The organism is Flavobacterium sp. P3_A6, assembly GCF_056403035.1.
The window spans coordinates 83,227-108,857 of sequence record NZ_JBFUGG010000014.1; the positions used below are offsets into that span (position 1 = coordinate 83,227).

At 35.8% G+C, this 25,631-nt stretch carries 21 protein-coding genes; 11 read left to right on the forward strand and 10 right to left on the reverse strand.

The genetic code is table 11. From position 1 onward, the window contains the following. Positions 1-2: 2 nt before the first annotated feature. Both AC1DVP_RS14305 and AC1DVP_RS14310 read right to left on the reverse strand, forming a co-directional pair. Positions 3-1,637: a DUF4270 domain-containing protein gene (locus tag AC1DVP_RS14305; protein WP_477184160.1), complete on the reverse strand. Its 1,635-nt coding sequence runs from the start codon at positions 1,635-1,637 to the stop codon at positions 3-5. A 21-nt stretch (positions 1,638-1,658) separates the two neighbouring features. After that, positions 1,659-2,465 carry a glycogen/starch synthase gene (locus AC1DVP_RS14310; protein WP_477184161.1) on the reverse strand — a complete coding sequence of 269 codons (807 nt, stop codon included), beginning with the start codon at positions 2,463-2,465 and terminating at the stop codon, positions 1,659-1,661. A 107-nt stretch (positions 2,466-2,572) separates the two neighbouring features. Here AC1DVP_RS14310 and panC point away from each other — a divergent pair, with 107 nt between their 5' ends. From panC to AC1DVP_RS14335, 5 genes are all read left to right on the forward strand, one after another. Next, positions 2,573-3,421, forward strand: coding sequence for a pantoate--beta-alanine ligase (gene panC, locus AC1DVP_RS14315; RefSeq protein WP_477184162.1), 849 nt, complete (start codon positions 2,573-2,575; stop codon positions 3,419-3,421). A gap of 6 nt (positions 3,422-3,427) precedes the next feature. Then, complete coding sequence (panD, locus tag AC1DVP_RS14320) at positions 3,428-3,778, forward strand: aspartate 1-decarboxylase (protein ID WP_477184163.1); 351 nt, start codon at positions 3,428-3,430, stop codon at positions 3,776-3,778. 84 nt (positions 3,779-3,862) lie between these two features. Next, positions 3,863-5,125, forward strand: coding sequence for an alpha/beta hydrolase (locus tag AC1DVP_RS14325; protein ID WP_477184164.1), 1,263 nt, complete (start codon positions 3,863-3,865; stop codon positions 5,123-5,125). A 2-nt stretch (positions 5,126-5,127) separates the two neighbouring features. After that, positions 5,128-6,489 carry a DNA repair protein RadA gene (gene radA, locus AC1DVP_RS14330; RefSeq protein WP_477184165.1) on the forward strand — a complete coding sequence of 454 codons (1,362 nt, stop codon included), beginning with the start codon at positions 5,128-5,130 and terminating at the stop codon, positions 6,487-6,489. Positions 6,490-6,523: 34 nt separating this feature from the next. Further along, a complete protein-coding gene (locus AC1DVP_RS14335; RefSeq protein ID WP_477184166.1) occupies positions 6,524-8,485 on the forward strand; it encodes a transglycosylase domain-containing protein in 1,962 nt (653 codons plus the stop codon). Positions 8,486-8,577: 92 nt separating this feature from the next. Here the strand turns inward: AC1DVP_RS14335 and AC1DVP_RS14340 are convergent, their stop codons facing one another. Next, complete coding sequence (locus AC1DVP_RS14340; RefSeq protein ID WP_477184167.1) at positions 8,578-9,324, reverse strand: LytR/AlgR family response regulator transcription factor; 747 nt, start codon at positions 9,322-9,324, stop codon at positions 8,578-8,580. Further along, positions 9,321-11,141 carry a tetratricopeptide repeat-containing sensor histidine kinase gene (locus AC1DVP_RS14345; protein WP_477184168.1) on the reverse strand — a complete coding sequence of 607 codons (1,821 nt, stop codon included), beginning with the start codon at positions 11,139-11,141 and terminating at the stop codon, positions 9,321-9,323. The genes AC1DVP_RS14340 and AC1DVP_RS14345 overlap by 4 nt, the downstream gene beginning before the upstream one ends. Before the next feature lie 363 nt (positions 11,142-11,504). On the opposite strand from AC1DVP_RS14345, the gene AC1DVP_RS14350 reads away from it, so the two are divergent. The 3 genes from AC1DVP_RS14350 (at position 11,505) to AC1DVP_RS14360 (ending at position 16,046) form a co-directional block, all read left to right on the forward strand. Then, complete coding sequence (locus AC1DVP_RS14350; RefSeq protein WP_477184169.1) at positions 11,505-12,665, forward strand: vWA domain-containing protein; 1,161 nt, start codon at positions 11,505-11,507, stop codon at positions 12,663-12,665. Positions 12,666-12,837: 172 nt separating this feature from the next. Further along, a complete protein-coding gene (locus AC1DVP_RS14355) occupies positions 12,838-14,493 on the forward strand; it encodes a DUF4139 domain-containing protein (protein WP_477184170.1) in 1,656 nt (551 codons plus the stop codon). A gap of 188 nt (positions 14,494-14,681) precedes the next feature. Then, positions 14,682-16,046 carry a PQQ-dependent sugar dehydrogenase gene (locus tag AC1DVP_RS14360; RefSeq protein WP_477184171.1) on the forward strand — a complete coding sequence of 455 codons (1,365 nt, stop codon included), beginning with the start codon at positions 14,682-14,684 and terminating at the stop codon, positions 16,044-16,046. A 94-nt stretch (positions 16,047-16,140) separates the two neighbouring features. Here AC1DVP_RS14360 and AC1DVP_RS14365 read toward each other — a convergent pair whose 3' ends face one another. The 3 genes from AC1DVP_RS14365 to AC1DVP_RS14375 all read right to left on the reverse strand — a co-directional run bounded on the left by AC1DVP_RS14365 (position 16,141) and on the right by AC1DVP_RS14375 (position 19,344). Further along, the gene (locus AC1DVP_RS14365; RefSeq protein ID WP_477184172.1) at positions 16,141-17,178 is read right to left on the reverse strand and encodes an aldo/keto reductase; all 1,038 of its coding nucleotides are present in this window, start codon (positions 17,176-17,178) and stop codon (positions 16,141-16,143) included. 269 nt (positions 17,179-17,447) lie between these two features. Then, positions 17,448-18,386, reverse strand: coding sequence for an OmpA/MotB family protein (locus AC1DVP_RS14370; RefSeq protein ID WP_477184173.1), 939 nt, complete (start codon positions 18,384-18,386; stop codon positions 17,448-17,450). Positions 18,387-18,582: 196 nt separating this feature from the next. After that, positions 18,583-19,344: an exodeoxyribonuclease III gene (locus AC1DVP_RS14375; protein ID WP_477184174.1), complete on the reverse strand. Its 762-nt coding sequence runs from the start codon at positions 19,342-19,344 to the stop codon at positions 18,583-18,585. Between the two features lie 196 nt (positions 19,345-19,540). Between AC1DVP_RS14375 and AC1DVP_RS14380 the strand changes: the two genes are divergently transcribed. Further along, complete coding sequence (locus tag AC1DVP_RS14380) at positions 19,541-21,343, forward strand: GNAT family N-acyltransferase (RefSeq protein WP_477184175.1); 1,803 nt, start codon at positions 19,541-19,543, stop codon at positions 21,341-21,343. Between the two features lie 70 nt (positions 21,344-21,413). On the opposite strand, the gene AC1DVP_RS14385 is transcribed toward AC1DVP_RS14380, so the two are convergent. From AC1DVP_RS14385 to AC1DVP_RS14395, 3 genes are all read right to left on the reverse strand, one after another. After that, positions 21,414-21,851 (reverse strand): DUF2752 domain-containing protein, encoded by a 438-nt coding sequence (locus AC1DVP_RS14385; protein ID WP_477184176.1) that lies wholly within the window; start codon positions 21,849-21,851, stop codon positions 21,414-21,416. A gap of 7 nt (positions 21,852-21,858) precedes the next feature. Next, positions 21,859-22,239 (reverse strand): DUF4234 domain-containing protein, encoded by a 381-nt coding sequence (locus AC1DVP_RS14390; RefSeq protein ID WP_477184177.1) that lies wholly within the window; start codon positions 22,237-22,239, stop codon positions 21,859-21,861. 84 nt (positions 22,240-22,323) lie between these two features. Further along, positions 22,324-23,274, reverse strand: coding sequence for a 2-hydroxyacid dehydrogenase (locus AC1DVP_RS14395; protein ID WP_477184178.1), 951 nt, complete (start codon positions 23,272-23,274; stop codon positions 22,324-22,326). 339 nt (positions 23,275-23,613) lie between these two features. On the opposite strand from AC1DVP_RS14395, the gene nhaA reads away from it, so the two are divergent. Both nhaA and AC1DVP_RS14405 read left to right on the forward strand, forming a co-directional pair. Next, the gene (nhaA, locus tag AC1DVP_RS14400; RefSeq protein ID WP_477184179.1) at positions 23,614-24,777 is read left to right on the forward strand and encodes a Na+/H+ antiporter NhaA; all 1,164 of its coding nucleotides are present in this window, start codon (positions 23,614-23,616) and stop codon (positions 24,775-24,777) included. A 187-nt stretch (positions 24,778-24,964) separates the two neighbouring features. Then, positions 24,965-25,543, forward strand: coding sequence for a hypothetical protein (locus AC1DVP_RS14405; protein WP_477184180.1), 579 nt, complete (start codon positions 24,965-24,967; stop codon positions 25,541-25,543). The last annotated feature ends 88 nt before the right edge of the window (positions 25,544-25,631 follow it).

Genomic DNA, 25,631 nt, shown 5'->3' on the forward strand with positions numbered 1-25,631 from the left:
TCTTAATTAGCTTTAGTATAATAGATTTCAAATTTTACACGCTTGTCATAGTCGGCACTATTACTTGGTATATTATTTCCAAAAACAATAGTTCCTAATGGATTCATTACCGAAGCCATAGGCGCTTTTAACGGAAAATTAGTTTTATCCCTTACCGAATAGAAATTAGGTTTATTAATATTTTCAGTAACAACTAATCCTAGATCCACATTAGTTGAATCATTTTTAACAAGATTTCTAATATGTTCCGTTATTCTAAATTTATACGAATAATGAACTGCATTTGCGGTGGTTTCTTTAGAAAGAATTCCGCCAAAAACAAACTTATCATTTTTGGGATTCGAAGACGTTGTACGGTCGCCATAATCCGCCAAGACTTTACTGTTTTTAAAATCATATAAATAAATTCTTTGAGGAATTTCGCTTTTACCCATGGCAACAGCATTCAAGTGAAACGTTAAATTAGCCTGATTAATAAGAGATTTATTTTTTCTCAAATCATCAAGCTGATCCGAAACTCCATTTGCACCATTAACCAATTCATATCCATGATCAGTTAATTTATATCCATAATTGTCAGTTGGGCTAAATAGTTTCAAAACAGATAATGAACCTTCGCCACCTTTCAAATATAAATTTGGATCTCCTTGAACTTTATTGATATTTGCTGGAGTTGTAGCAGAAACATAATCGGCATTAGGATTACTTTGATTCAATAAACTAACCGTATTTCCAGTCAAATTCAATACAAAAGTTTTTTCAACATCTTTTGAATCAACAGTTTCTGTATATGTTATTGTTATTTTTCCTCCTTTAAAATTAATCATTGCCAACTCACCTGAACTAGCTTCAATATTAAAAAACAAACCTCTAAAATAATTTGTAAACACATTATTATCAACCAAAGAACCTGCTGGTGCATTCAATATTTTAGCTGTAAAAAAAGCTTTATTCAGATTCAGCTGCATTGCCGGAGGAGTCCAAGTTGTTACATCTTTGCCATCTGTAGTGGTTTTCACAGGGTGTTGAGAAGGATCAAAAAAGAATTCAGAATTCTGAGCAGTGTCTGAATCATCGTTTAAAGCATTCCCAATTATATTTTGAGTAAAATCCGAATATTGGTTGTTATAATATTTTTGAGGTTGTGTCAATTGATCCTCGGGATCCAAATTTCTCAAATAATAACCAGACTCATGAACACTGAGCTTCATTTTTGCCTTAGCAGACCCATAAATAGAATCTAAAATATACACCGTTTTTCCTTCACTGTCAACTGTTGCGTCAGGATCTTTATGACTAAAATAAGGAATAGACAAAACAACACTTTTTATTTTTGCAGTCTTTAAATCAAAAGTTGGGTTTACTGATGCCATTGTAAGCTGCGTCACAAAAGTTGCTGTAGTAGTACCAAAGGAAGGATTATCATACACTCCCAAAGCATTTATATCCAAATTATTGGATTGAATAGGTTCAATTTTTTCATTGTATGCAACAACTGGAAATTCTTCCTTAACTATACCAAAAGAATTATCTCCTATAATATCTTCACCAACAACACTAAATTCTTTATCACATGAATTTAAAAGAATAATAAAAAAAAGGAAAGGAATTGTTTTAAAAAAAGAATTTTTAAGCATATTTATTCGTAAAAGATTGATTTATAACAACATATTTTGATAGAATTCAGTATAAGCTACTGCAAATTCGTCCTTAAATTTCAAAGGTAGAAAAGGTTTATTGGAAGATTCTATAAATTTTGTTAAACTTGGAGATAGTCCGTCAGAAGCAATGATAACAGCATCCGAATTACGAACAGTAGTTTTCATAATATTTTCGTAATTAGGAACTTCTAATTCGGCAATAGCTTCATTAGGAATACCGTCAAAACGCACTTTATTTATCATTTCAGCATCTAATGTACCGTCAAAAGACTGGCTGTAAACAGAAGTAACTATCTTAGTATCCGAAAACAAGGCTTCATTCTTATAAAAATGCTTCATATAAACTGGCAGCATAGCAGCCATCCAGCCATGAACGTGGATAATATCTGGAACCCAGTTTAATTTTTTTACGGTCTCCACTACGCCTTTTGCAAAAAAGATAGCGCGTTCGTCATTATCAGGATACATCACTCCTTCTTCATCTGCAAAAGTAGCTTTTCTCTTAAAATATTCTTCGTTATCAATAAAATAAACTTGAATTCTCTCTTTTGGAATAGAAGCAACTTTAATAATAAGAGGCATGTCCAAATCATTCACCACCAAATTCATCCCAGAGAGCCTAATCACTTCATGTAATTGATGTCTTCTCTCGTTAATATTCCCATACCTTGGCATAAAAATTCTAATTTGCCCTCCTTGATCATTAATCATTTTTGGTACGTCATAAGACATTAATGAAACCTCATTTTCAGCGAGATAAGGTACAACTTCAGATGATACGTATAATATCCTCTTATCTTTCATAGTATAAATTGATTAATTATTGGCAATAAAAACCACGCAAAATTACAAAATTTTATGCAGTTATGGACTAAAATATTAAGTTTGCACCTAATTTAAACAAAACAGCCATGCAGATTTTCGACAGAAAAACAGCTTTAATGGATTATTTAAGTTCAATAAAGGCTACAAAATCTTCAATTGGATTTGTTCCAACAATGGGTGCTTTACATAAGGGGCATCAGTCACTGATGCTCCAATCAACACGGGAAAACGACATAACAGTCGTAAGTATTTTTGTAAATCCGACACAATTTAACAATCCGGAAGATTTAGAAAAATACCCCCGTACACTAGATGAAGATGTCATCAAAATTTCTCAAATAAACCCCAATATTATTGTTTTTGCTCCAACTGTGAGAGATGTGTATGAAGGAAAAACCTTGTCTCAGTCATTTGATTTTGACGGTTTGGAAAATAAAATGGAAGGAAAGTTTAGACCCGGCCATTTTGACGGAGTTGGGACTATTGTAAAAATCCTTTTCGAAATTATTCAGCCCACAAGAGCCTATTTTGGGGAAAAAGACTTTCAGCAAGTGCAAATTGTAAAAAAAATGGTCGAGAAAAACCATTTGCCCGTAACAATAGTTGTTTGTCCCATTTTGAGAGAAACCAACAACTTAGCTATGAGTTCTCGAAATGAACGCTTAACTTTGCAACAAAGAAAAGAAGCAGGCATCATTTATAAAATACTAAAAGAGGCTAAAAATAAATTTACAAATACTAGCGCCCAAAAAACAGCTCAATGGGTTCAAAACGAATTTGAGAAAAACAAAGAATTCACTTTAGAATACTTTGAAATTGCAGATGAAGATACACTTTCCACCTGCATCCGAAAAAATAAAAACAAAAAATACCGAGCGTTTATCGCAGTGTTTATCAACAGCGTACGCTTAATAGATACAATTTCTTTAAATTAAAATACCATGCAAATTCAAGTTGTTAAATCAAAAATTCATCGTGTAAAAGTCACAGGAGCCGACTTAAATTACATCGGAAGCATAACTATAGATGAAGCATTATTAGAGGCATCAAATATAATAGAAGGAGAGAGAGTATCAATCGTAAACATTAATAATGGAGAACGTTTTGATACCTATGCTATTGTTGGAGAGAGAAATTCCGGAATAATTACATTGAATGGCCCTGCGGCACGAAAAGTTCAAAAAGACGATATCATCATCATCATTTCATATGCTACATTAGACTTTGAAGAAGCAAAAACATTCAAGCCATGGATTGTTTTCCCTAATGAAAGTGACAACTCTTTGACATAACAGTTTAACTGTTTCATCTGTCACGATACAATAATAATTGTTTATATTGCACACTATTTCTTATAAATAACCAACCCCAAACATATGAAACATTTATTAGCAGTATTAGCAGCCTTTTTTTCCTTTTCTTGTCTTGCACAAATAAAGACAGTCAGTTTTAACTCTGAAAAATTAAAAGAAAAAAGAGACATTTATATCTTATTGCCAGCTTCCTATGAAAAAAACAAAACCAAACAATACCCTTTATTAGTTTTATTAGACGGAGATTATTTATTAAATCCTTTTACCGGCGCATTAACTTATGGTTCCTATTGGGATGATTTACCGGAAGTGATAATTGWRGGCATAAATCAGAACAAAAATGATCAAAGAAATATAGATTGCGGAGTAGATCCAATAACAGGAATGCCAGATGGAAAAAGTGTAGATTTCTTCGATTTTATTTCTCTGGAGCTCATCCCTATGGTTCAAAAGGAATACAGAATAACCAATTTCAAAATTATAGCAGGGCATGACACAACCGCCTCTTTTTTAAATTTCTTTTTATATAAAGACAGACCATTATTTAACGCATATATCTCATTAAGTCCAGAATTTCCTGTAAATATGGAACAAACGTTGCCAGATTTACTAGCAAATTCTAAAATCCCTCTTTTTTATTATTTATCAACTGCCGATGGGGACGAGAAAAAAATGAGAGAAAGAATTATAAATCTTGACACAAGTCTAAAAGCGATTAAAAACCCTGAACTAAATTATAAATTCGAAGATTTCAAAGAAGCCTCTCATTATTCTCTGGTTTTACATTCGATTCCTTCTGCTTTATATCAAATATTTTCAGCAGCAGAGCCAATATCTGTACTGGAATACAAGACTAAAATAGTCACTCTCAAAGAAGGCTATGTTGATTATTTGAAAAAAAAATATGATATAATTGAAAATTCATTTGGCATAAAAAGCCCAATAAGAATCAATGATTTTAAAGCTATAGAATCCGCAATTTTAGAAAACAAAGATTATAACGAATTGGATGCCTTAGCAATTCTTGCTGATAAAAATTACCCAAAAAGCATGCTAGGCGATTATGAACTGGCAATCATGTTTGAAAAAAAAGGAGATAATCCTAGAGCCGTTCGCTATTATATGTCAGGTTTTAATAAAGAAGAAATTGCCGATCTTACTAAAGACATGATGTTTGCCAAAGCAGAAGAATTAAAAAAAACCTATGCTAAAAAACCAAAAATAAAAGGCAAAGTTGGCCAAGACACTTCAACAGATGTACAAACTGATGCTCCTGCAACAGATGTTCCCTCAACTGAAACACCAATTATTGAAGAAAAAAAATAACAATGGCTAAAGTAAAAACAACGTTTTTTTGCCAGAATTGCGGTGCCCAATATTCCAAATGGCAGGGTCAGTGCAATTCCTGTAAAGAATGGAATACTATTGCCGAAGAAATTATACAAAAACAGGAAAAAGCTGCTTGGAAAAGTGAACCGTCTGCTACGAGTAAAGCACCAAAACCTTTACGTATTAATGAAATTGACAGTGCCGAAGAAATTCGTCTAGACACTACCGATAATGAATTAAACAGAGTCTTGGGTGGCGGAATCGTACCTGGCTCCTTAATTCTCTTAGGTGGTGAACCAGGAATTGGAAAAAGCACACTTTTACTGCAGATTTCATTAAAATTACCTTACAAAACTTTATACGTTTCTGGAGAGGAAAGCCAAAAGCAAATTAAAATGCGTGCAGAACGCATCACTCCAAACGGAGACAATTGCTATATTCTTACCGAAACCAAAACACAGAATATCTTCAAACAGATTGAAGCCATTCAGCCCGAAATTGTCATAATCGATTCGATTCAGACACTGCATACCGATTATATTGAATCAACGGCAGGAAGCATTTCCCAAATTCGGGAAACCACAGCCGAACTAATCAAATTTGCCAAAGAAACTAATATACCTGTCATCCTGATTGGTCATATCACCAAAGACGGAACGATTGCTGGTCCAAAAATATTGGAACACATGGTCGATACTGTGCTTCAATTTGAAGGAGACCGCAACCACGTCTATCGCATTTTGCGTTCGCTTAAAAACCGTTTCGGTTCAACCGCCGAAATTGGAATTTACGAAATGCTTGGAAGCGGATTGCGGGAAGTTTCCAATCCATCCGAGATATTAATTTCACACAAAGACGAAGAACTGTCAGGAACAGCAATTGCTACAACACTCGAAGGCATGCGCCCCTTGATGATCGAAATACAATCTTTAGTAAGTACCGCAGTTTACGGAACTCCGCAACGAAGCACAACAGGTTACAACGCCAAAAGACTGAATATGATTCTGGCCGTTTTAGAAAAAAGAGCTGGTTTTAGGCTTGGCGCCAAAGACGTTTTCCTGAATGTAACAGGTGGCATCACTGTAGATGACCCCGCTATCGATTTGGCAGTTGTGGCCGCCATTTTATCTTCCAATGAAGACATTCCTGTCGAAAAAGGGTTTTGTTTTGCTGGCGAAGTTGGGCTTTCGGGGGAAATCCGTCCTGTGAACCGAGTGGATCAACGCATCCAAGAAGCTGAAAAGCTGGGCTTTTCGACTATTTTTGTATCCAAATACAATAAAATTGCTTTGAAAAACACTGGCATAAAAATCCAATTGGTCGCCAAAATCGAAGATGTTGCCAGTCAGTTATTCGGATAATATTTTAAAAAAAGACTATCTTGCCTATTTCAATATGAAAACTAATAAACAAAAGTTTCTTCTTGCTTCCAAAATACTTGGAATCGTTATTGTTACACTCCTAATAGGTTTTCTTGTGTTTAGGGACGAACTTTTGGATCAAGCCATCGATAAAGTTTCTGCCACCATGAAACTGGAATATAATAGTGAATTTGCCATAAAAAAAGCTTCTTTTGATGGTATTTCCGGAATAGAATTGGACGAAATCACTTTGTCCCCAAAAAATCTAGACACGATTTTTAAAATTCAAAAAATAAAAACCAGTGTCAATTTATGGAGATTACTTATTGGTGATGTACAGCTGGGTACTCTTGAAATAAAAAACGGTTATGTTCAATTAACTAAAAAAGGCAAAGTCAAAAATTTTGGCGCTTTCCTAAAAAAAGACAAAAATGAACCGGTTAGTAATAAAAAAAGGGATTACGCCGAATTTGCCTATCGCATTATCAGCAAAGTCCTCAACTTAGTCCCAACGGATATGACTCTTGAAAATTTAGTTTTCAAACTCGATGACAATGGCAAAAAAGCAACCGTAAACTTCAAAAAACTAACTTTATTCGAAACTAAATTAGAATCATCCATCGATGTTCAAACTAATACTTTTGCTCAAAGATGGAGAATCAACGGAATGGCAGATCCTAGGAATAAAAAGGGAGACCTCCGATTTTTCAATATTGACACTGGCGCGATCAAAGTACCTTATTTTGACGAACGCTACAATCTGAAAGCCAGTTTTGACTCCATTCGGTTCAATATTCAGAATATTGACATGAGTCATGGCGAATTGCATTTTGACGGTTACAGTTCCATTTCTAATTTAAAAGTAAATCATAAAAGAATTGCCAATAAAGATGTTAATATCAAAAATGCCAGATTTGATTTCCGCTTCTTGCTGGGTTCTGATTTTATCTCACTAGACAGCAGTTCAACTTTTCAGTTTAACAAAATAAAAATACACCCTTACCTTTCCTATAACACAGAAGAAGATACTGTTTACAGGCTAAAAATCACAACTCCAAAAATGAAGACGCAGGATTTCATCACTTCACTGCCTGATGGATTGTTTACCCATTTTCAAGGCATGGAAGCTACCGGTGATTTTGATTATAAACTGGACTTCATGTTCAATAAAAACAAACCAAACACAATTGTTTTCAAGAGCAATGTAAACAAGCAAAATGTAAACATAACCAAATACGGAAACATTGATTTAGCCAAATTAAACGGAGAATTCACCTATAGAGCCATTGATAAAGGCGTTCCTCAACGACCCGTTTTTGTAGGCGCAAGTAACCCGTATTACACGCCTTTAGACCAAATTTCTCCTTACTTGCAAAAGTGTGTTTTAACGTCCGAAGACCCTTCTTTTATGTCGCATCACGGTTTTATAAACGAAGCCTTCAAACAGTCGATACTTAAAAACATCCGCACCAAAAAATTCTCCCGTGGAGCAAGTACAATAAGCATGCAATTGGTAAAAAACGTTTTCCTTACCAGAGAAAAAACCCTGTCTCGAAAACTGGAGGAAATTCTGTTGGTCTACATCATAGAAAACAACCGAATCACAAGCAAACAGCGTATGCTGGAGGTTTATTTCAACATTATCGAATGGGGTCCAAACATATATGGAATTGGCGAAGCTGCCGAATTTTATTTCCAGAAAAGACCAGCCGATTTGAATGTACGCGAATGTTTGTTCCTCGCTACGATAATCCCAAAACCAAAGAAATTCATGTGGCAATTTGATCAAGAAGGTTTGCAGAAAGCCTACGCTGCCAAACAGCAAACTTTTTTGAGAAATTTAATGTTCCGCCGTGGATTATTGGTTCCCGAAGACACTATTGGTTTGTCTGCTCCCATAACGCTTACAGGTCGTGCTCATTCTTTATTGAATATCAAACTAAAAGATACAACCGTAATCGATTCAACGGCGGTAAAAGAGGAGTTTGATTTTTAATTCTAGAAGGCAAATATAACCCGCAAAGGGCACTAAGAAAACTAAAAGTCCACTAAGCTTTGTACTTCTTTCTTAGTGCCCTTTGTGCAAACCTACTTAAAATTCCTCAAGAAATCCTCCTTATACGTTGGAGAAACCTCAATTTCAGTAGTGTCGTTTAAAGTAATAATACCACCTTTATTATACGATTTCACACAATTCAAATTGATAATATGGGATTTATGAACCCGAAGAAAAGGCAAAGGCAGGATTTCGGAGAAATGCTTTAGAAAACGGCAGACCATTTTCTTGTTTCCGTTATGAAGATACAAATCAGTGAAATTTCCGTTCCCGCGAAGGCGGACGATTTCTTCCATTTTTACCACTTCAAAACCTTCCAAAGTTGGCAAAATTACCTGTTGCTTTTCGGGTTTTGTTTCCTGAAAATTTTCAACGATTATCTTGTTTCGGTTAAAAATCTCGTGATTAAGGATTTGATGATGCACTTTGTTTACCGCAACAATTAATTCTTCAATACTAATAGGTTTCAGCAAATAATAAGCAGCGCTTTGATTCAGCGCTTTCAGCGAATATTCAGAAAAAGCCGTTACAAAAATAGTCTCAAAATGTAAATCCTTGCAGGCTTCGAGAACATCAAAAGCATTTCCAAAAGGCATTTCCACATCCAGAAAAACCAACTGTGGCTGTAATTCGTGCAAAAGCGGAACAGCTTCTTTTATGTTTTGGGCTTCGCCAATAACCTCCACTTGCGGGCAATATTTGCTCAAATAATTCTTGAGCACTTCACGCGCGGCCAATTCATCTTCGACGATAACACTTTTTATCTTTTGAAAATTCATCCTATTTTATCAATTAATGTACAACTAATTTCGACTATAGTTCCCGTTTCCGGCAAGGCTTTCTCATAAATTTGAAAAGAAATATTCTTTTTGTACAACTCATTAAGCAGACCAATACGCTCTTTGGTATTACTCATTCCCCGGGATTGATGCGTTTTCTGATTGCTCGTTTTCAGCTCCTTGCTTTTGGTTAAGCCAATGCCATTATCTTCAATCCGAATCACCACTTTTCTATTGGTCAAATGAACTTGCAACTGCAATAATCCTTTGGCATCCAAATACCGCAATCCGTGCCAAATAGCATTCTCCAAATGAGGCTGAATAATCATATTGGGAACCATCACCCTTTCGGCATCCAATTCTGGGTCAATGCTGATCTTAAAATCAAATTTATCCTGAAAACGCAGGTGTTCCAATTCCAAATATTTTTGCAACTGCTCCAATTCATTGTCCAAGGTAATAAAATCCTTGTTGGAATTCTCCATCGTATTTCGCATCAGATTAGAGTAGGAAGTCAAGTATTTGTTAGCCTCCCGTTCCTTATTTTCGGCTATAAACTGATTAACGCTATTGAGACTGTTGAAAATAAAATGCGGATTCATTTCACGGCGCAACGATTGCAATGCGATTTCTTTGTTCTTGGTTTTGATGGAAAAAAGCGATTTTACAATCCACAGAAACAACAATAAAAGCAATCCTATCGAACTCAAAAGAAAGTAATTGAACGTATTTGTCTTGGTGATTAATTCGTCTTTCAACGATTTCTCTTTTTCCAATTGGCGAATTTTATCTTCACTAACCTGAAACGCTTTTGTATCAATCAGAGTCGTATCGGATTGCACCAATTGATCGAAATTTTGAAGAAATTTATCGTACAAAGCCAAACTTTCTTTGCTATTCCCTTTTCCATTGTAATACTGAGTTAAGGAAATCAAACTCTTTTTGGCTTCGGCAGAATTCCCTTTCTGCAGTGCCAAAGCAAAGGCTTCTTTCAAGGCCGTGATGGCTTTATTAGGTTCCTCCTTTTTGAAATAAAGAGTCGATAATGATCGTAATTGCTTAATCTGAGTAGTAAAATCCTGCTTGGTTTTGGCATCCGCCAAAAGCTTTTCGTTGATTCCAATCGCCTTTTCAAATTGGTTGTCTGAAGCGTAAACCTTGGCAATTTCATTATTGATTTTGATGATCGTTGCCGGCTTTCCTTTTGCGTAAGCGAGCGCCTGATTGTAATTTTCAATAGCAACTTCCTTGTTCTTTTGTTGCAAAGAATTCTCGGCCTTTTGGACATACGCCACCGAAACTTCTTCCAATTTATTTTCCTTTTTGAGCAACTCAATGTTCGAATTGACATAGCCTTCCTGAACCACCGGACTCGCTACGGAACGCAAGCGATTGGCATCATTCAAATTGATTTTTTCTAGGCTTTTGTCTTCCGATATTTCACCTGCTACTTCATAACTCTTAATCGCCGATTTATAATCTTTCTGTGATTCCTGCACCTTGGCGAGGCTTCTCGTTACTCGGGTTTTGTCCTCCGCCAGCTTTAATTTGGTGTAGCTGGCAATCGCTTTTTTAAAGTATTCTTCGGCCTTGGCATAATCTCCTTTATTTTGAAATTCATTAGCCAACCGTTCATAATTTTGAGCGATCTGCGCTTCGTCATTTACATCCAAAGATTTTTGTAAATCATAGGTTGCCCTACTCATCTTAGAAGCGGGCATTGCTTTACTTTTGGACAAAGAATCCTGCGCCTTTGTCCCAAAAGGCAACAGCAACAGACCAAAAAAGAACAAAAAATATACAGTCAGTAAACGCATTTTTTTAAGTTTCTGAGTTACTAAGCAAATTAATAATAGTTGGAGCATAAAGATTTAGCATTTTTATCAGCATTAGTCCCGCTATCCGCTTCAATCTTGTGTCCCTCTCGTCTTTTGAGACGAGACGGTCCACAAGGATTTTCGCTTCTATCGGGGCTAAGAGTCAACATTTTGTTTTTTTAAGTTTCTAAGACATTTAGAATCTTAGCAAATCTCAAAAATCCACTCTGTAAAGTAAAGTATTTTAAACTCCTTTTACAACTCGTTTCACCAAGTGGAAAAACAGTTTCACCATTTGTCCAAAAAAGCAGTGTTTTTAGTTTCTAAGTTTGGTCTGTAATCAACCTTTAAAAAMTAGAAATTATGAAATCGACTCTATTTATCTCAGCCCTTTTGGCAACCACAATCTCTTTCGCAAGCTGTAATCCTTCTAATGCAAGACCGATAAAAAACACTGTGACTGAAAAGCCAAAAACTACAGAAAACAACAAAATTCAAGTCGCACTATTATTGGACACTTCCAACAGTATGGACGGATTAATCGATCAAGCCAAATCCAGGCTTTGGAATATTGTAAACACGCTGACCACGCTAAAATATTCCGGCAAAACTCCCGATATCGAAATTGCTTTGTATGAATACGGCAACGACGGACTCGCGCAACAATCCAATTATATTAGACAAGTAACACCGCTTACCACCGACTTAGACTTGATTTCCGAAAAATTATTTGCTTTAAAAACCAACGGCGGTAACGAATATTGTGGAGCAGTAATCCAGGATGCTACCAAAAAACTGCAATGGGGAAAAGACAACAGCAATATGAAACTCATCTATATTGCAGGAAACGAAGCTTTCAACCAAGGTGGCATAAACTACAAAGAAGCCATAAGCGATGCGATGAAAAATGATATTTATGTAAACACTATTTTCTGCGGAAGCAGTTTGGAAGGAATCAATACCTTTTGGAAAGACGGAGCCGACTATGGAAAAGGAAAATACTTCAACATTGATTCCAACTTAACAGTACAAAACATATCAACGCCTTATGACGATCAAATATCCAAATGCAATGTAAGGATAAACAACACCTATATTGGTTATGGAGCAAAGGGTTCTTCCAAAAAAATGAACCAAGAAGCACAAGACAAAAATGCACAAGGAGTTTCATCTGCCAATTATGCCGAACGCGCCGTAAGCAAATCCAAAGCAGTTTACAAAAATGAAAGCTGGGATCTTGTTGACCGAGTAAAAGAAGATCCAAAAGCCATCGCAAAAATTAAAAAAGAGGAATTGCCAGCAGAACTTCAAAACAAATCGGAAGCCGAACTGGAAGTGATTATTATCAAAAAAACCAAGGAAAGAGAAATCATTCAGAAAGAAATAGGCGAACTGGGTAAAAAACGCCAGCAATATATAGATGCCGAATCCAAAAAATCAAAATCACAAGACGATCTAGGAAATGCAATCAACACTTCTATTGTGGCATTGGCCAAAATGAAAGGCTATACGGTAGAAAGATAAAAGTTTGTATCACAAAGATTCCGAACAAAAAAGAAGATTCGCAAAGTTTTTACCATATAAGACACAATATTTCACTCAAGCCAGAAGCTTTAAAATTTCACTTACATGGCTTATATGTTTCAAAAAACACGTTATTTGTAATGCTTATCACATAAAATTAAAACACTTACTTATGTTTAAAAAAACGCTATTATCTGCCTTTTTATTGATTACCGCTTTTGCTTTGGCACAAAAACCAATTTTCACGACTGCCAAAGTTAAATCGGCAACCGTATATTTTAATGCTGCCGAAATTTCGCAAACCACCAATGTGAATCTGCCAATAGGTACAAGTGAAATCGTCATTAAAAATGTCGCAGTTGACCTAAATGAAAATTCGGTTCAAATAGGCGCTCCAGCTTCTGTAACGGTACTTTCCGTTCAATTCACTAATGACTATGTTTCGGAATATGAAGTAGATTTGAAATCACCTGCGCTAAAAAAAGTGAAAGACAGCATTATTCTAGTACAAAAAGAACTTTTAAAAGTGGGTAATACCAAAAACGCAGAGACCAAAACATTGGCACTTTTAGACAAAAACCAACAAGTTTCAGGGGTAAATTCAGGTTTGAATGTAGTGGAATTAATGAAAATGGTGGATTATTACAAAGCCAAACAAACTGAAATCGCAAATACGATAAATACTCTAACTGAAAAAGAACAAAAGCTCAATGAAATTCTTCAAAAACTAAACAACAAACTCGAAGTAGATACGAGCAAAGAAGAGAAAACCTCATCTGGAAAATTGATTGTTCAAGTGATGAATAATTTGGCTGGTGCCGTTCCTTTGGATATCACCTATTTGTCAAACAATGCTTCTTGGACACCTTTTTATGATTTACGTACCGAAAATGTAACGGCACCAATCAATATGATGTACAAAGCGCAAGTAATTCAAAACACAGGAATCGATTGGAAAAAAGTAAAACTGACTTTGTCCAGCGGTATTCCTAACCAAAATAATGAAGCGCCTTTGTTAAGTTCTTGGTTTTTGAACTACAGAACAAATGACAGGTTACAGGAAGTGGTTGTAGTTGGCTATGGTTCTAGAAAAAAAGGAGTAGCAAATCAATTACAGGGAAGAGTTGCAGGTGTTCAAATTGCTAATGAAGAAATAAAAACACAACCGATAATGCTGGCAGAATCTTCTGTCTCTAACTACACCACAGTTTCTGAAAACCAACTGAATATTTCTTTTGACATCGATATTCCTTATGATATTTTATCGAATGGAAAAGTACACAGCGTGTCTCTAAAAGAAATTAAACTTCCTGCATCCTATAAATTTTATGCAGTTCCAAAAGCAGAAAAAGATGCTTTTTTACTGGCTCAAATTGCAGATTACAGCAAATACAATCTGCTGAGAGGAGAAGCCAATATTATTTTTGAAGGCATGTATGTCGGCAAAACTTTTATAGAACCTAATCAGACTAGCGATACTTTGAGTTTGAGTATGGGCCGTGATAAAAAAGTGACCATCAAACGGGAAAAAGTAGTGGATCAATCGGGTACAAAATTTTTGTCTTCCAAAAAAGAACAAACCTTTACCTTTGATATAACCTTAAGAAACAACAAAAAAGAAGCGATTGAAATGCTGTTAAAAGACCAATATCCATTAAGTTCCAATAAAGACATTGAAATAGAACTACTGCAAAGCGATAATGCTAAAGTTAACCTTGAAACCGGAATCCTAACCTGGCAACTACAGATGAAACCGAATGAAACCAAAAAAATTAGGATTAGTTATAAAGTACGATATCCCAAAGATCAGGTTATAGAGAATTTGTAAGCTTCTTTCAAAACACAATTATAATAACAGGTAACCTTAAAAGGATTCGCTTTTTAATTAAAGTTGAATCCTTTTTTTAATAACAAAAATGATAACCCCTTCTTCACACTCAATTAAACTATTGATTATTAAAAACTTACATAATTAATTTTATTTGTAATTTTGAATTACATTAAAACCTGAAAATTATGAAAACATCCGTTTTGTTATTATTGTTTTCTATACATTTTTCCTATTCACAAACCATCGGCCTGCAAAATTTTGCGTCCGGTTTTACAAGACCTTTGGAAATCACAAATGCCGGAGATGACCGGTTGTTTGTTGTCGAGCAAGGTGGCGTTATAAAAATCCTGAATAAAAATGGAACTATAAACACCACCGCCTTTCTTAACATTACGGGACAAGTGAGTACTGGTAACGAACAAGGTCTACTCGGATTGGTTTTCCACCCCAATTACGCTTCAAATGGCTTTTTTTACACTAACCATACCAACACCTCCGGAAACACGGTAATCACACGATATTCTGTTAACAGTACAAATCAAAATCTGGCCAATGCATCAAGCGGGACAGTACTTTTAACCATTGCACAGCCTTATGCCAACCATAACGGAGGAACTTTAAAATTTGGGCCCGATGGCTATCTGTATATCGGAATGGGCGATGGCGGCAGTGGTGGAGATCCAGAAAACAGAGCACAAAACATAAATGAATTATTGGGGAAAATGCTTCGTATAGATGTAAACTCTGGAAATCCATATGGCATTCCAGCCGGAAATCCGTATGTAGGAATTGCAGGTGCAGATGAAATTTGGGCAATCGGTCTAAGAAATCCCTGGAAATTCTCTTTCGACAAAACACTGGGAAATTTATGGATTGCCGATGTAGGCCAAAATAATATTGAAGAAATCAACATTGCTCCAGCCACACAATCTGGATTGAACTATGGCTGGCGCTGTTACGAAGGTGATGATGCATATAATACTGCAGGCTGTCCTTCACAAACGTCCATGAAATTTCCATTAAAAACAATAAATCATTCTACGGGCGCCTGTTCCGTTACCGGAGGCTATGTTTATAACGGAACCGCATATCCTAATTTTAAGGGATTGTATTTCTTTACGGATTATTGCAATCCGCAAATCGGAATGATGACTTCCAATGGCACCCTCACTTATTCACAAGCCTTTGATGGAAATAACTTTTCGACATTTGGGGAGGACAAAAATGGAGAATTATACGTGGCAGACATTACAAACGGAAACATTTTCAAAATTATTGATACTTCCCTTGCAGTCGACACTTTTGACAAAACACAATTTGCAGTATATCCAAACCCAGCCAATTCTGAAATCATTATCCAAAAATCAAATAAAAACTACCCTACAGAAGTCACGCTTTATGACATGGAAGGCAAAATGCTTTTGAAGAAAAAAACGGAAAATAAGGAATTAAATATTCTCAAAATGGATAATTTTTCAAAAGGCTTTTATATCGTAACTGTCAAAAATGAACAAGGGCATATTTATACCTACAGATTGATAGTGGAATAGCTTAAATAGAAGCCATTACAGGCATTATTTTAATTTAAAAACCCTGTAAAAGTTTTGAATTTGACAGGGTTTCAATTTGTTATTCATTTCCGTATTAAGGAGCTGGATCAGGAATAACAGCCTGAATAGCATCAATCTCTTTTAAAATTTCATTCGATAAGGAAACATCAATGGTGGCAATATTTTCTTTAAGCTGCTCCATTGTTGTTGCGCCGATAATGCTACTGGATACAAAAGGCTGTTGCTGCACAAAAGCCAAAGCCAATTGCGTTAATGTCAATCCATGTTTGCTGGCTATTTCTTGATACAATTTGGTAGCTTCTGCACATTTTGCACTACTGTATCTTGTATATTGCGGAAACAGGCTCAGCCTAGCATTTGGATGACTTTCACCTGTCAAAAATTTGCCAGACAAAACGCCAAAAGCCAATGGTGAATACGCCAATAATCCCACATTTTCACGAAGACAGACTTCTGCTGAAGCATTTTCGAAAAGGCGGTTCAGCAAAGAATATGGATTTTGAATGGTTTTGATTCTGGTCAGATTATGGTATTTGCTTTCTTCCAGAAAGCGCATCAATCCCCAAGGATTTTCATTGGAAACTCCCACGTGTTTTATTTTTCCCGCTTTTACAAAACCGTCTAATGCTTCCAAAACTTCGTGAATATTATCTTCCCAGGCATCTTCTTGAATTTTAAGTCCGCGCTGTCCAAAGCAATTGGTTTTGCGTTCCGGCCAATGCAATTGATAAATATCCAAATAATCGGTTTGAAGCCGCTCCAAACTCTTGTCTAATGCATATTGAATACTCGCTGGTGAAAAATCCAGCTTTTCGCGCATGTAGCCAAAATTAGGATTTGGACCTGCAATTTTGGAAGCCAAAACTACTTCTTCCCTTTTTCCTGTTTTCTTGAACCAAGCACCAATAATTCGCTCGGTACTTCCATAGGTTTCTTTTTTTGACGGAATGGAATACATCTCGGCTGTATCAAAAAAATTAACTCCTTTCTCCAGTGCATAATCCATTTGGGCATGTCCTTCGGATTCAGTGTTTTGCTGCCCAAAAGTCATTGTTCCAAGGCATATTTTACTGACTTTGATATCAGTGTTCGGTAAAGTGGTGTATTTCATTTTTTGGGCAGCTAGGATTCTAAGACGCTAAGTTTTGTTTGAAAGCAAAGATAAAAATTAGTTCATCGATTGTGGATTTACCTAGCTTAATTTTAATCTAGATTGCAAAATAGCCCACAGATCAAACAGATTTGCACGATTTTTTTATCGCTATGCAAAAAGCAAACTGCCATGATTCGAATTTGGATTTTGATGTTTAACAAAAAAGGTCCGCATATAAACAGCGAACCTTTTCAAAACTTAGTATCTTAGCAACTTAGAATCTTCTACTAAAACTCATTCAGCATTTTTGAAATTTCATCCAATTTAGGAGTCAGAATAATTTCGATTCTACGATTTTTTGCTTTTCCTTCGGCAGTTGTATTGCTTGCCAGTGGCGAATATTCACTTCTTCCTGCTGCCGTAAGATTTTGTTTGTTTACTTTTTTATTTTCGCCCAAAATAGTAACTATAGCCGTAGCTCTTTTAGTCGAAAGATCCCAGTTATCAGCAATTGGACCTGAACCTTCATACGGATCATTATCAGTATGCCCTTCTATTAATACGGAGATATCAGGATTATCTCCCAATACTTTCCCTACTTCTACAACTGCTTTTTTCCCTTCGCTTCCTACAGCCCAGCTTCCAGAATTAAAAAGCAGTTTGTTTTCCATAGAAACATAAACTTTTCCATTTTTTTGTTCCACTGTCAAACCTTTGCCTTCAAAACCATTTAAAGCTTTAGAAAGCGTTTCTTTCAGTTTTTTCATACTGGCTTCTTTGGCAGCAATTAAGTCTTCCAGCTCTTTTAACCGCTGGCCGCTTGCATTTAATTTTTCTTGTTCCAATGCTAATGCTTTTGCTTTTGCATCCAATTGTGCCAATAGATCACGATTTTTTTTCATGTTGGCTTCCAATGCTTCATTGCTGTTTTTTTCTAAAGCGGCATACGAATCCTGCATCACCTTCATTTTGTTCTTGGCAGCTTCATAATCGGCTTGCACTTTGGCCAAATTAGCATTAACATCATCCAAATTCTTTTTTAATGCTTCCTTCTCAGATTCCAATTGCGTTTTGGAGGCCAAAAGAGCTGCATTTTCATCAGAAATGGCTCTGTTTTCTTTTTTTAAATCGGCAAACTTGGTTTCCAGTTCATTGTAGATTTTCTTGGAAACACAAGAAGTAGCCAATGCCAAAATTAAAAGTCCGATGGAAATTTTTTTAATCATTTTTGTTAAATTTAAATATTTATGTGTCGTATTTGGGTAACCGTTCTTGAGATACGAAATGCCCTAGCCCAGATAAAAGTGAAAATCCTTTTTATTTTTTTCTTTAAAAAATAAAAAGATTGCAACGAATAGCTGGATTAGCTCCTAAAAATTTTCATTATTTCAAATTGCCATTGATATTCTCATTGAAATTATCTCACTCTATTTCGACCAAAACGGGACAATGATCGGAATGCATGGCATCTGGCAATATAACGGCTCTTTTGAGTTTATGTTTTAGGGAATCGCTCACTAAATTGTAATCAATGCGCCAGCCCTTATTATTACCGCGGGCTCCGGCTCGGTAACTCCACCACGAATATTGATGCGGCTCGCTGTTAAAATGACGAAAACTGTCTACAAAACCAGATTTCATGAATTTATCCAGCCAAGCTCTTTCTTCTGGCAGAAAACCCGATACGTTTTTATTTCTGATGGGGTCATGAATATCAATCGCCTCATGACAAATATTATAATCTCCGCAAATGATTAGATTAGGAATGCTTTTTTTGAGTTCGTCAATGTAGCTTTGAAAGTTATCCATATACATGAATTTGTGGCTCAGACGATCAATATTGGTTCCCGATGGCAAGTACAAACTCATTACAGAGCAGTCATCAAAATCGGCACGCAGGTTTCGGCCTTCGAAATCCATGTGCTGAATACCAGTTCCGTACTCTATGTTATTGGGTTTTATTTTGGAAAGAATCGCTACGCCGCTATAGCCTTTTTTGGTAGCTGGATAATAGTATTGGTAAGGATAGCCAGCGGCTGTGATGTCGGATACGGGGATTTGTTCTTCGGTTGCTTTGATTTCCTGTAAACAGATAACATCTGGATTGGCGTGCTGCAGCCATTCAATAAATCCTTTGGTGATTGCAGCCCGAATTCCGTTTACGTTGTATGAGATTATTTTCATGTATCTAAATTTGTTTTATATCCGAAACAGTATGCACAGTAAGAAGATTCTTCTACACCCCCCTCTATCAGAACCTTGGATTATTTTCTGCTGTGGAATCCAAAAGTAGTAAAAAGTAAAAAGATTGATTCAAAAAAAAACATAAAAAAATGGAGTATTTTGCTATCTTTGTCTCTTGCTCAAAAAAGAAAAATAAATGGGTTTAGTTACCGCGAAGGAAGTTGCAAAGGCAATAAATACGGACAAGTACGGAGTTTTCGGCACTTTTTCAGGTTGGTTGCTGATGAAAGTTTTGAAGATTTCGACATTAAACAAAATATACGACCGCAACAAACATTTGAAAAAGTTGCCGTTCTTGAATGCTATATTAGATGAGTTTCAAATTAAATTTGAGATTCCGGAAGAAGATTTTAAACGTTTGCCGAAAGATGGTGCCTATATTACTATCTCGAATCATCCGCTTGGAGGGATTGACGGTATTTTGCTATTGAAATTAATGCTCGAAAAGGAGCCCAATTTTAAAATAATAGCCAATTTTTTGCTGCACCGCATTGACCCGATGAAACCTTACATCATGCCGGTGAATCCTTTTGAAAACCACAAAGACGCCAAGTCAAGTGTGGTGGGAATTAAGGAAACGCTACGCCACCTTAGAGACGGAAAACCGCTGGGAATGTTTCCTGCCGGTGAAGTTTCGACCTATAAAGACGGCAAACTTGTAGTAGATAAAGCTTGGGAAGAAGGCGCTATAAAAGTAATCCGAAAAGCTCAAGTTCCCGTAGTACCTATTTATTTTCATGCCAAAAACAGCCGTTTATTTTATTTTTTATCGAAAATAAATGACACCCTTAGAACTGCCAAACTTCCTTCGGAATTATTGACACAGAAAGACCGCATAATCAAAGTAAGGGTTGGAAAACCTATTTCGGTTGCTGAGCAAAACGAATATAAATCGATTGAGGAGTACACAGAATTCTTGAGAAAGAAAACCTATATGCTGGCGAATCCATTTGAAAAAGAAAATAATTTTTTGAATACCGCCAACTTGATACCTCCAAAACCTCCAAAAAAAATTGTTACTCCTGCCAGCACAGAGAAAATGATTGCCGAAGTAGAAGCTTTGAGAACAGCTGATCTTCGTCTTTTGCAAAGCAAAAATTACGAAGTATTTTTTGCCGAAGCCAAACAAATTCCGAATATCCTTCATGAAATTGGCCGTTTGCGCGAAATCACTTTTAGAGAAGTAGGCGAAGGAACCAACGAGTCCATTGATATTGACAAATATGACCAATATTACCGCCATCTCTTTTTGTGGGATGATGATACCAAACAAATTGCTGGAGCTTACCGCATGGGATTGGGATCCCATATTTATCCTAAATATGGCATCGAAGGTTTTTATTTGAACGGACTATTCCGTTTTGAGCCTGAACTTCACGACATGATGAGTAAGTCTATCGATATGGGAAGGGCTTTTATCATTAAAGATTATCAGCAAAAACCAATGCCGCTGTTCTTATTGTGGAGAGGAATCATACATACTACTTTACACTATCCGGAACATAAATATTTATTGGGTGGCGTGAGTATCAGCAATCAATTTTCGGATTTCTCAAAATCTTTGATGATTGAGTTTATGAAATCCCACTATTACGATCCTTATATTGCGCAGTATGTACATCCTAAAAAGGAGTTCAAAGTCAAACTAAAAGATGCGGACAAAGATTTTATTTTTGATGAAGCTGAAGCCGATTTAAATAAATTCGACAAGCTGATTGACGAACTGGAACCGGGAATTTTAAGGCTTCCGGTATTGATTAAAAAATACATTAAGCAAAACGCAAAACTTGTTGCTTTTAATGTTGACCCTTTATTTAACAATGCCATAGATGGATTGATGTACATTCGAATTGCAGATATTCCGGAAAGCACAATGAAGCCCGTGATGGAAGAATTTCAGGCCGAATTGGAACGCAAGCAAAATGATAAGGAAGAGTAGATTTTAGATGATTGAGAACAGAATATATCAGATTTAGAATTATAAAAAAGCTCGAAAATTTCGGGCTTTTTTATTTCCAGATAGATTCTTTTAAAATGGAATCACAAGTATTATTTTCTACAAAATAAGTAATTCGTACTATTTGATAGCAAATCAGAAAACAAGCCAGAAGATAGGCTAGTTTTTTATTGTACAAAATTCCATTTAAATATTCTTTTTTTGTAATTAATTCTGCTAATAAAACAAATATCGTTACTACGCAAAAAAGAACCACGAACGGCCCCAGAATATGATAATAAAGGCTTTTATATAAATCACCCTCATAAAAATAAACCAATGACTTTGTTATACCGCAACCAGGGCAAGGGAAACCGGTAAGCATCTTGAAGGGACATAAAGACTGATCCGTTTCAAGATGATTATTCTGATTGTGCAGCATTAAAAAAAACGGAATTACAAGAGTCAATACAGCTCCTATAATTCCGAGTATTTTACGTTGTCTTTTCATTTCTTTATTAATACAACTTGTTGATTTCGTTTTGTAAAATCATTGCTGCGACCATTGGAAAAAACAAGCCTAAAATCAAATAAAGCAATGAATCATCTTTGACTGGCAAACCAAGTCTTTTTTGAACAGCAGGCAAACCGTCTTTTCCTGCCAAATAAAAGAAATAGCAATTTATAGGGTAGCAACAACCTGCAAAAATGGCGATAGGGCTCGAGATAATTTCTCTTTCTGCAACTGCATTTAATACTTCGGATGCTTTTAAATTCCAATAGATTAAATACAGTCCACAGGTTAAAAAACTCAAAATTAACACTACAATTGGGTCAACTTTGAATGTTGGTATTGGATTCCTGGGCGTATTCCAAGTTTCTTCAGGTTTACTTTCCATAATTTGGTATTTGATTGTTAATTCGACTAATTTATAAAAAATATCTCAAAACACTCTATTTTAGCAATTAAAAACCTCACAAAACTAAACTTTCCCGTACAGGGCTTTAATTTTATCCACGATTACTTGTGCCAATCGTTCATGACTTTCGTAAGTCCAACCAGCAATGTGCGGGGTCAAAATCACTTTTCGTCCATCCAATAAATACTGAAAAGCTTCTGGAGTGTTTTTATCTTGAAAAAGGTTTTCAAAAGACAATTTCTCATATTCCAAAACATCCAATCCTGCACCAAGCACTTTACCAGATTGTATCGCGGTAACCAAATCGGCAGTTATGATGTTTTTACCTCTTGAGGTATTGATGATCCAGATGTCTTTTGCGAAAGCATTAATAAAATCCGAATCCACCATTTTGTCCGTTTCAGGAGTCCATGGAATGTGCAGGCTCAACACATCAGTTTTTTGCTGTAATTCCTGTAGTGAAACCTGTCTGGCATTAGCATCTCCCACATTTTCCCTGATGTCATAACACAACACTTCTACATCAAAACCACGGAGTTTTTTTGCAAATGCTTTCCCCATATTCCCATATCCGATAATCCCGACCGTTTTGCCGTCGAGTTCGTGACCTCGGTTTTTTTCTCTATTCCATTCGCCGGAACGGATCTCGCTATCGGCTATGTTTAATTTATTGAACAAAGACAAGATCATTCCCAAAGTATGCTCACCAACTGCATTGCAATTTCCTTCTGGAGCAGCTATTAATGCCACATTCTTTGAAATGGCATAATCACAATCAATACTTTCCAGACCCGCTCCTACCCTGGCTATGAACTGCAGATTGGTGGCTTTGTCCAAAAATTGTTTATCAATTTTAAAACGGCTTCGAATAACGACTCCTTGATAATCTTGAATTTTAGCTTCAATTTCCTGTTTGGAAGAAGTAAAATCGGCGTGGTTTATAAAACCTGCCTGTTCCAATTGTTCCCAAAGCAAGGGATGATTGCTGTCAATATGAAGGATTTTGATGTCCATATAAAAATATTACTAAATTAGAGTTTCAAAATTAATTAAAAAATTACGGTTAATAACAGGTCAAACGCATGAGCTTTAATAATAACCGCAGATTCGCAAATTTATTTATTGAAAAGCTGAATTTTGAGATTTTAGACAAATTAATCTACTTTGTCAATCCGCTTCGCTAGTGTGCTCAAATTTTGCTGAAAGGTACTGGCTTCAGTATGGAATTTTTATTAAAAATTGCATATCTCGGGTAACATAACACATGCTCTGTCTTATTCTTTATAATTTGAATCCAGAATAATTAACCTACAATGCTTAAATTAGCAATCTGCAATATAAATCAAACAAGCAATGAAATTAACCCAAACGTTTACTGCATTTTTTCATAGCGAAAAAGCGGGTAGCCTATTGCTTCTTTTCGTAACCGCAGTTTCCTTACTGTTGGCCAATTCTTCCATTCAAACGGAATATATCGCTTTTTGGAACACCGAAATCGGACATCATTCCATTACACATTGGATAAATGACGGGTTAATGACTATTTTCTTTTTACTGATTGGTTTAGAATTGGAACGGGAATTATATCATGGAGAATTGGCCAGTATCAAAAACGCCATACTCCCAATTTTTGGAGCTTTGGGAGGAATGATTGTACCCACAGGAATTTTTATGATTTTAAACCTCGGAACACTTACCCAAAACGGAGCTGGAATTCCTATGGCTACCGACATCGCTTTTGCTATTGGTGTTTTGTCATTATTAGGCAACCGCATTCCTGCCTCATTAAAAATCTTCCTGACAGCACTGGCCGTTATTGATGATTTGGGAGCAATTTTTGTCATTGCTCTATTTTATACACAAACCATCGCATTAGACAATTTACTTTATGCTTTTATCATCTTGGGTTTTCTATTTATCCTGAACAGACGCAAAGTGCATCATCTAACACCTTATTTAATTGGAGGTGCTTTTATATGGTATTTTATGCTGAATTCGGGAGTTCACGCAACAATAACGGGAGTATTACTGGCCTTTGTAATTCCGTTTGGCGATGGAGGAAAAAAAACAGCTTCCTACAGACTGCAGCATTCTCTGCACAAACCGGTAGCTTTTGCCATCCTTCCTTTATTTGCAATAGCTAATACCTGTATTCCAATCGACACAAACTGGCACGAAGGATTAAGTCATCAAAACTCACTTGGAATTATTTTGGGCCTTGTGATAGGAAAACCGTTGGGAATTTGGCTGTTTTCTTTCCTTGCCGTGAGTTTGGGCATTAGTAAATTGCCTAAAGATTTGAAATGGAAAAACATTTTGGGCGCAGGAATGCTTGGTGGAATTGGATTTACGATGTCTATCTTTATCACCTTATTAGCTTTTAAAAACGATGGAGAGGAAGTCATAACCTACTCAAAAATTGCCATTTTAATTGCTTCGTTTCTGTCTGGAACTTTTGGTTTTATATGGCTTAAACTGACTTTCAAAGAGACTGAAAAATCGATTAAAATCAAATAAATGAGATAAAAAACGTATTAAATAAATCTGAAAAAGAAATTTTATCCTTTCCTTTGCAGTACCATTGATTACAGGTATTGACCAAAACTTTGCAACAAAATATGTAATGAAAAAAATTTATTTTATCCCCTTATTATGTTTTGTCTTTTTATTCCAAAGCTGTTTTGAAGTGATTGAAGAGGTAAAAATGAAAGACGAYGGAACAGGGCATTTTAATTTTGTAATTAATTTTAGCCAAAGCAAAACCAAAATCAATTCGGTTTTGAAGATGCAGAAAATCAACGGCTATAACATTCCTTCGAAAGAGGAAATTAAAAACGAAGCTTCTAAAATAGAGGCACTGGCACAGAACACTGAAGGAATTTCCAACGTAAAAACCAATATTGACTTAACAAACTATATTTTTGCCATCGACTTAGATTTTCAAAAAATCAGCAACCTTAACGCCGTTTTTTTAAAACTGAAAAACAGCAAAAAAATAAGCCCAACAATTGCCACGGACTATTTTACTTTCAATGACAAAAAGTTTGTCCGCAGTCAAAAAGTACCTATAAAAGCTTTATACGATAAATTGGAAAAAGCGGATAAAGAAGTTTTCCAAACCGCCAAATACACTTCGGTTTACAAATTTGATTCGGTCATCAAATCTTTTACCAACAAAAATGCAGTCACGTCCAAAAGCAACAAAGCCATTAAACTAAACGGTTCCATAATCAACGTGATTAACGGAAACGAGAAGATAGAAAATACGATTATACTTAATTGAAAATGATAGGGAATTGATTTTTGACTAGAAGATATAAACAATTTTTGCTCAAAACAAGATACCTACAGATCTAAAAAACTTTGTGAGA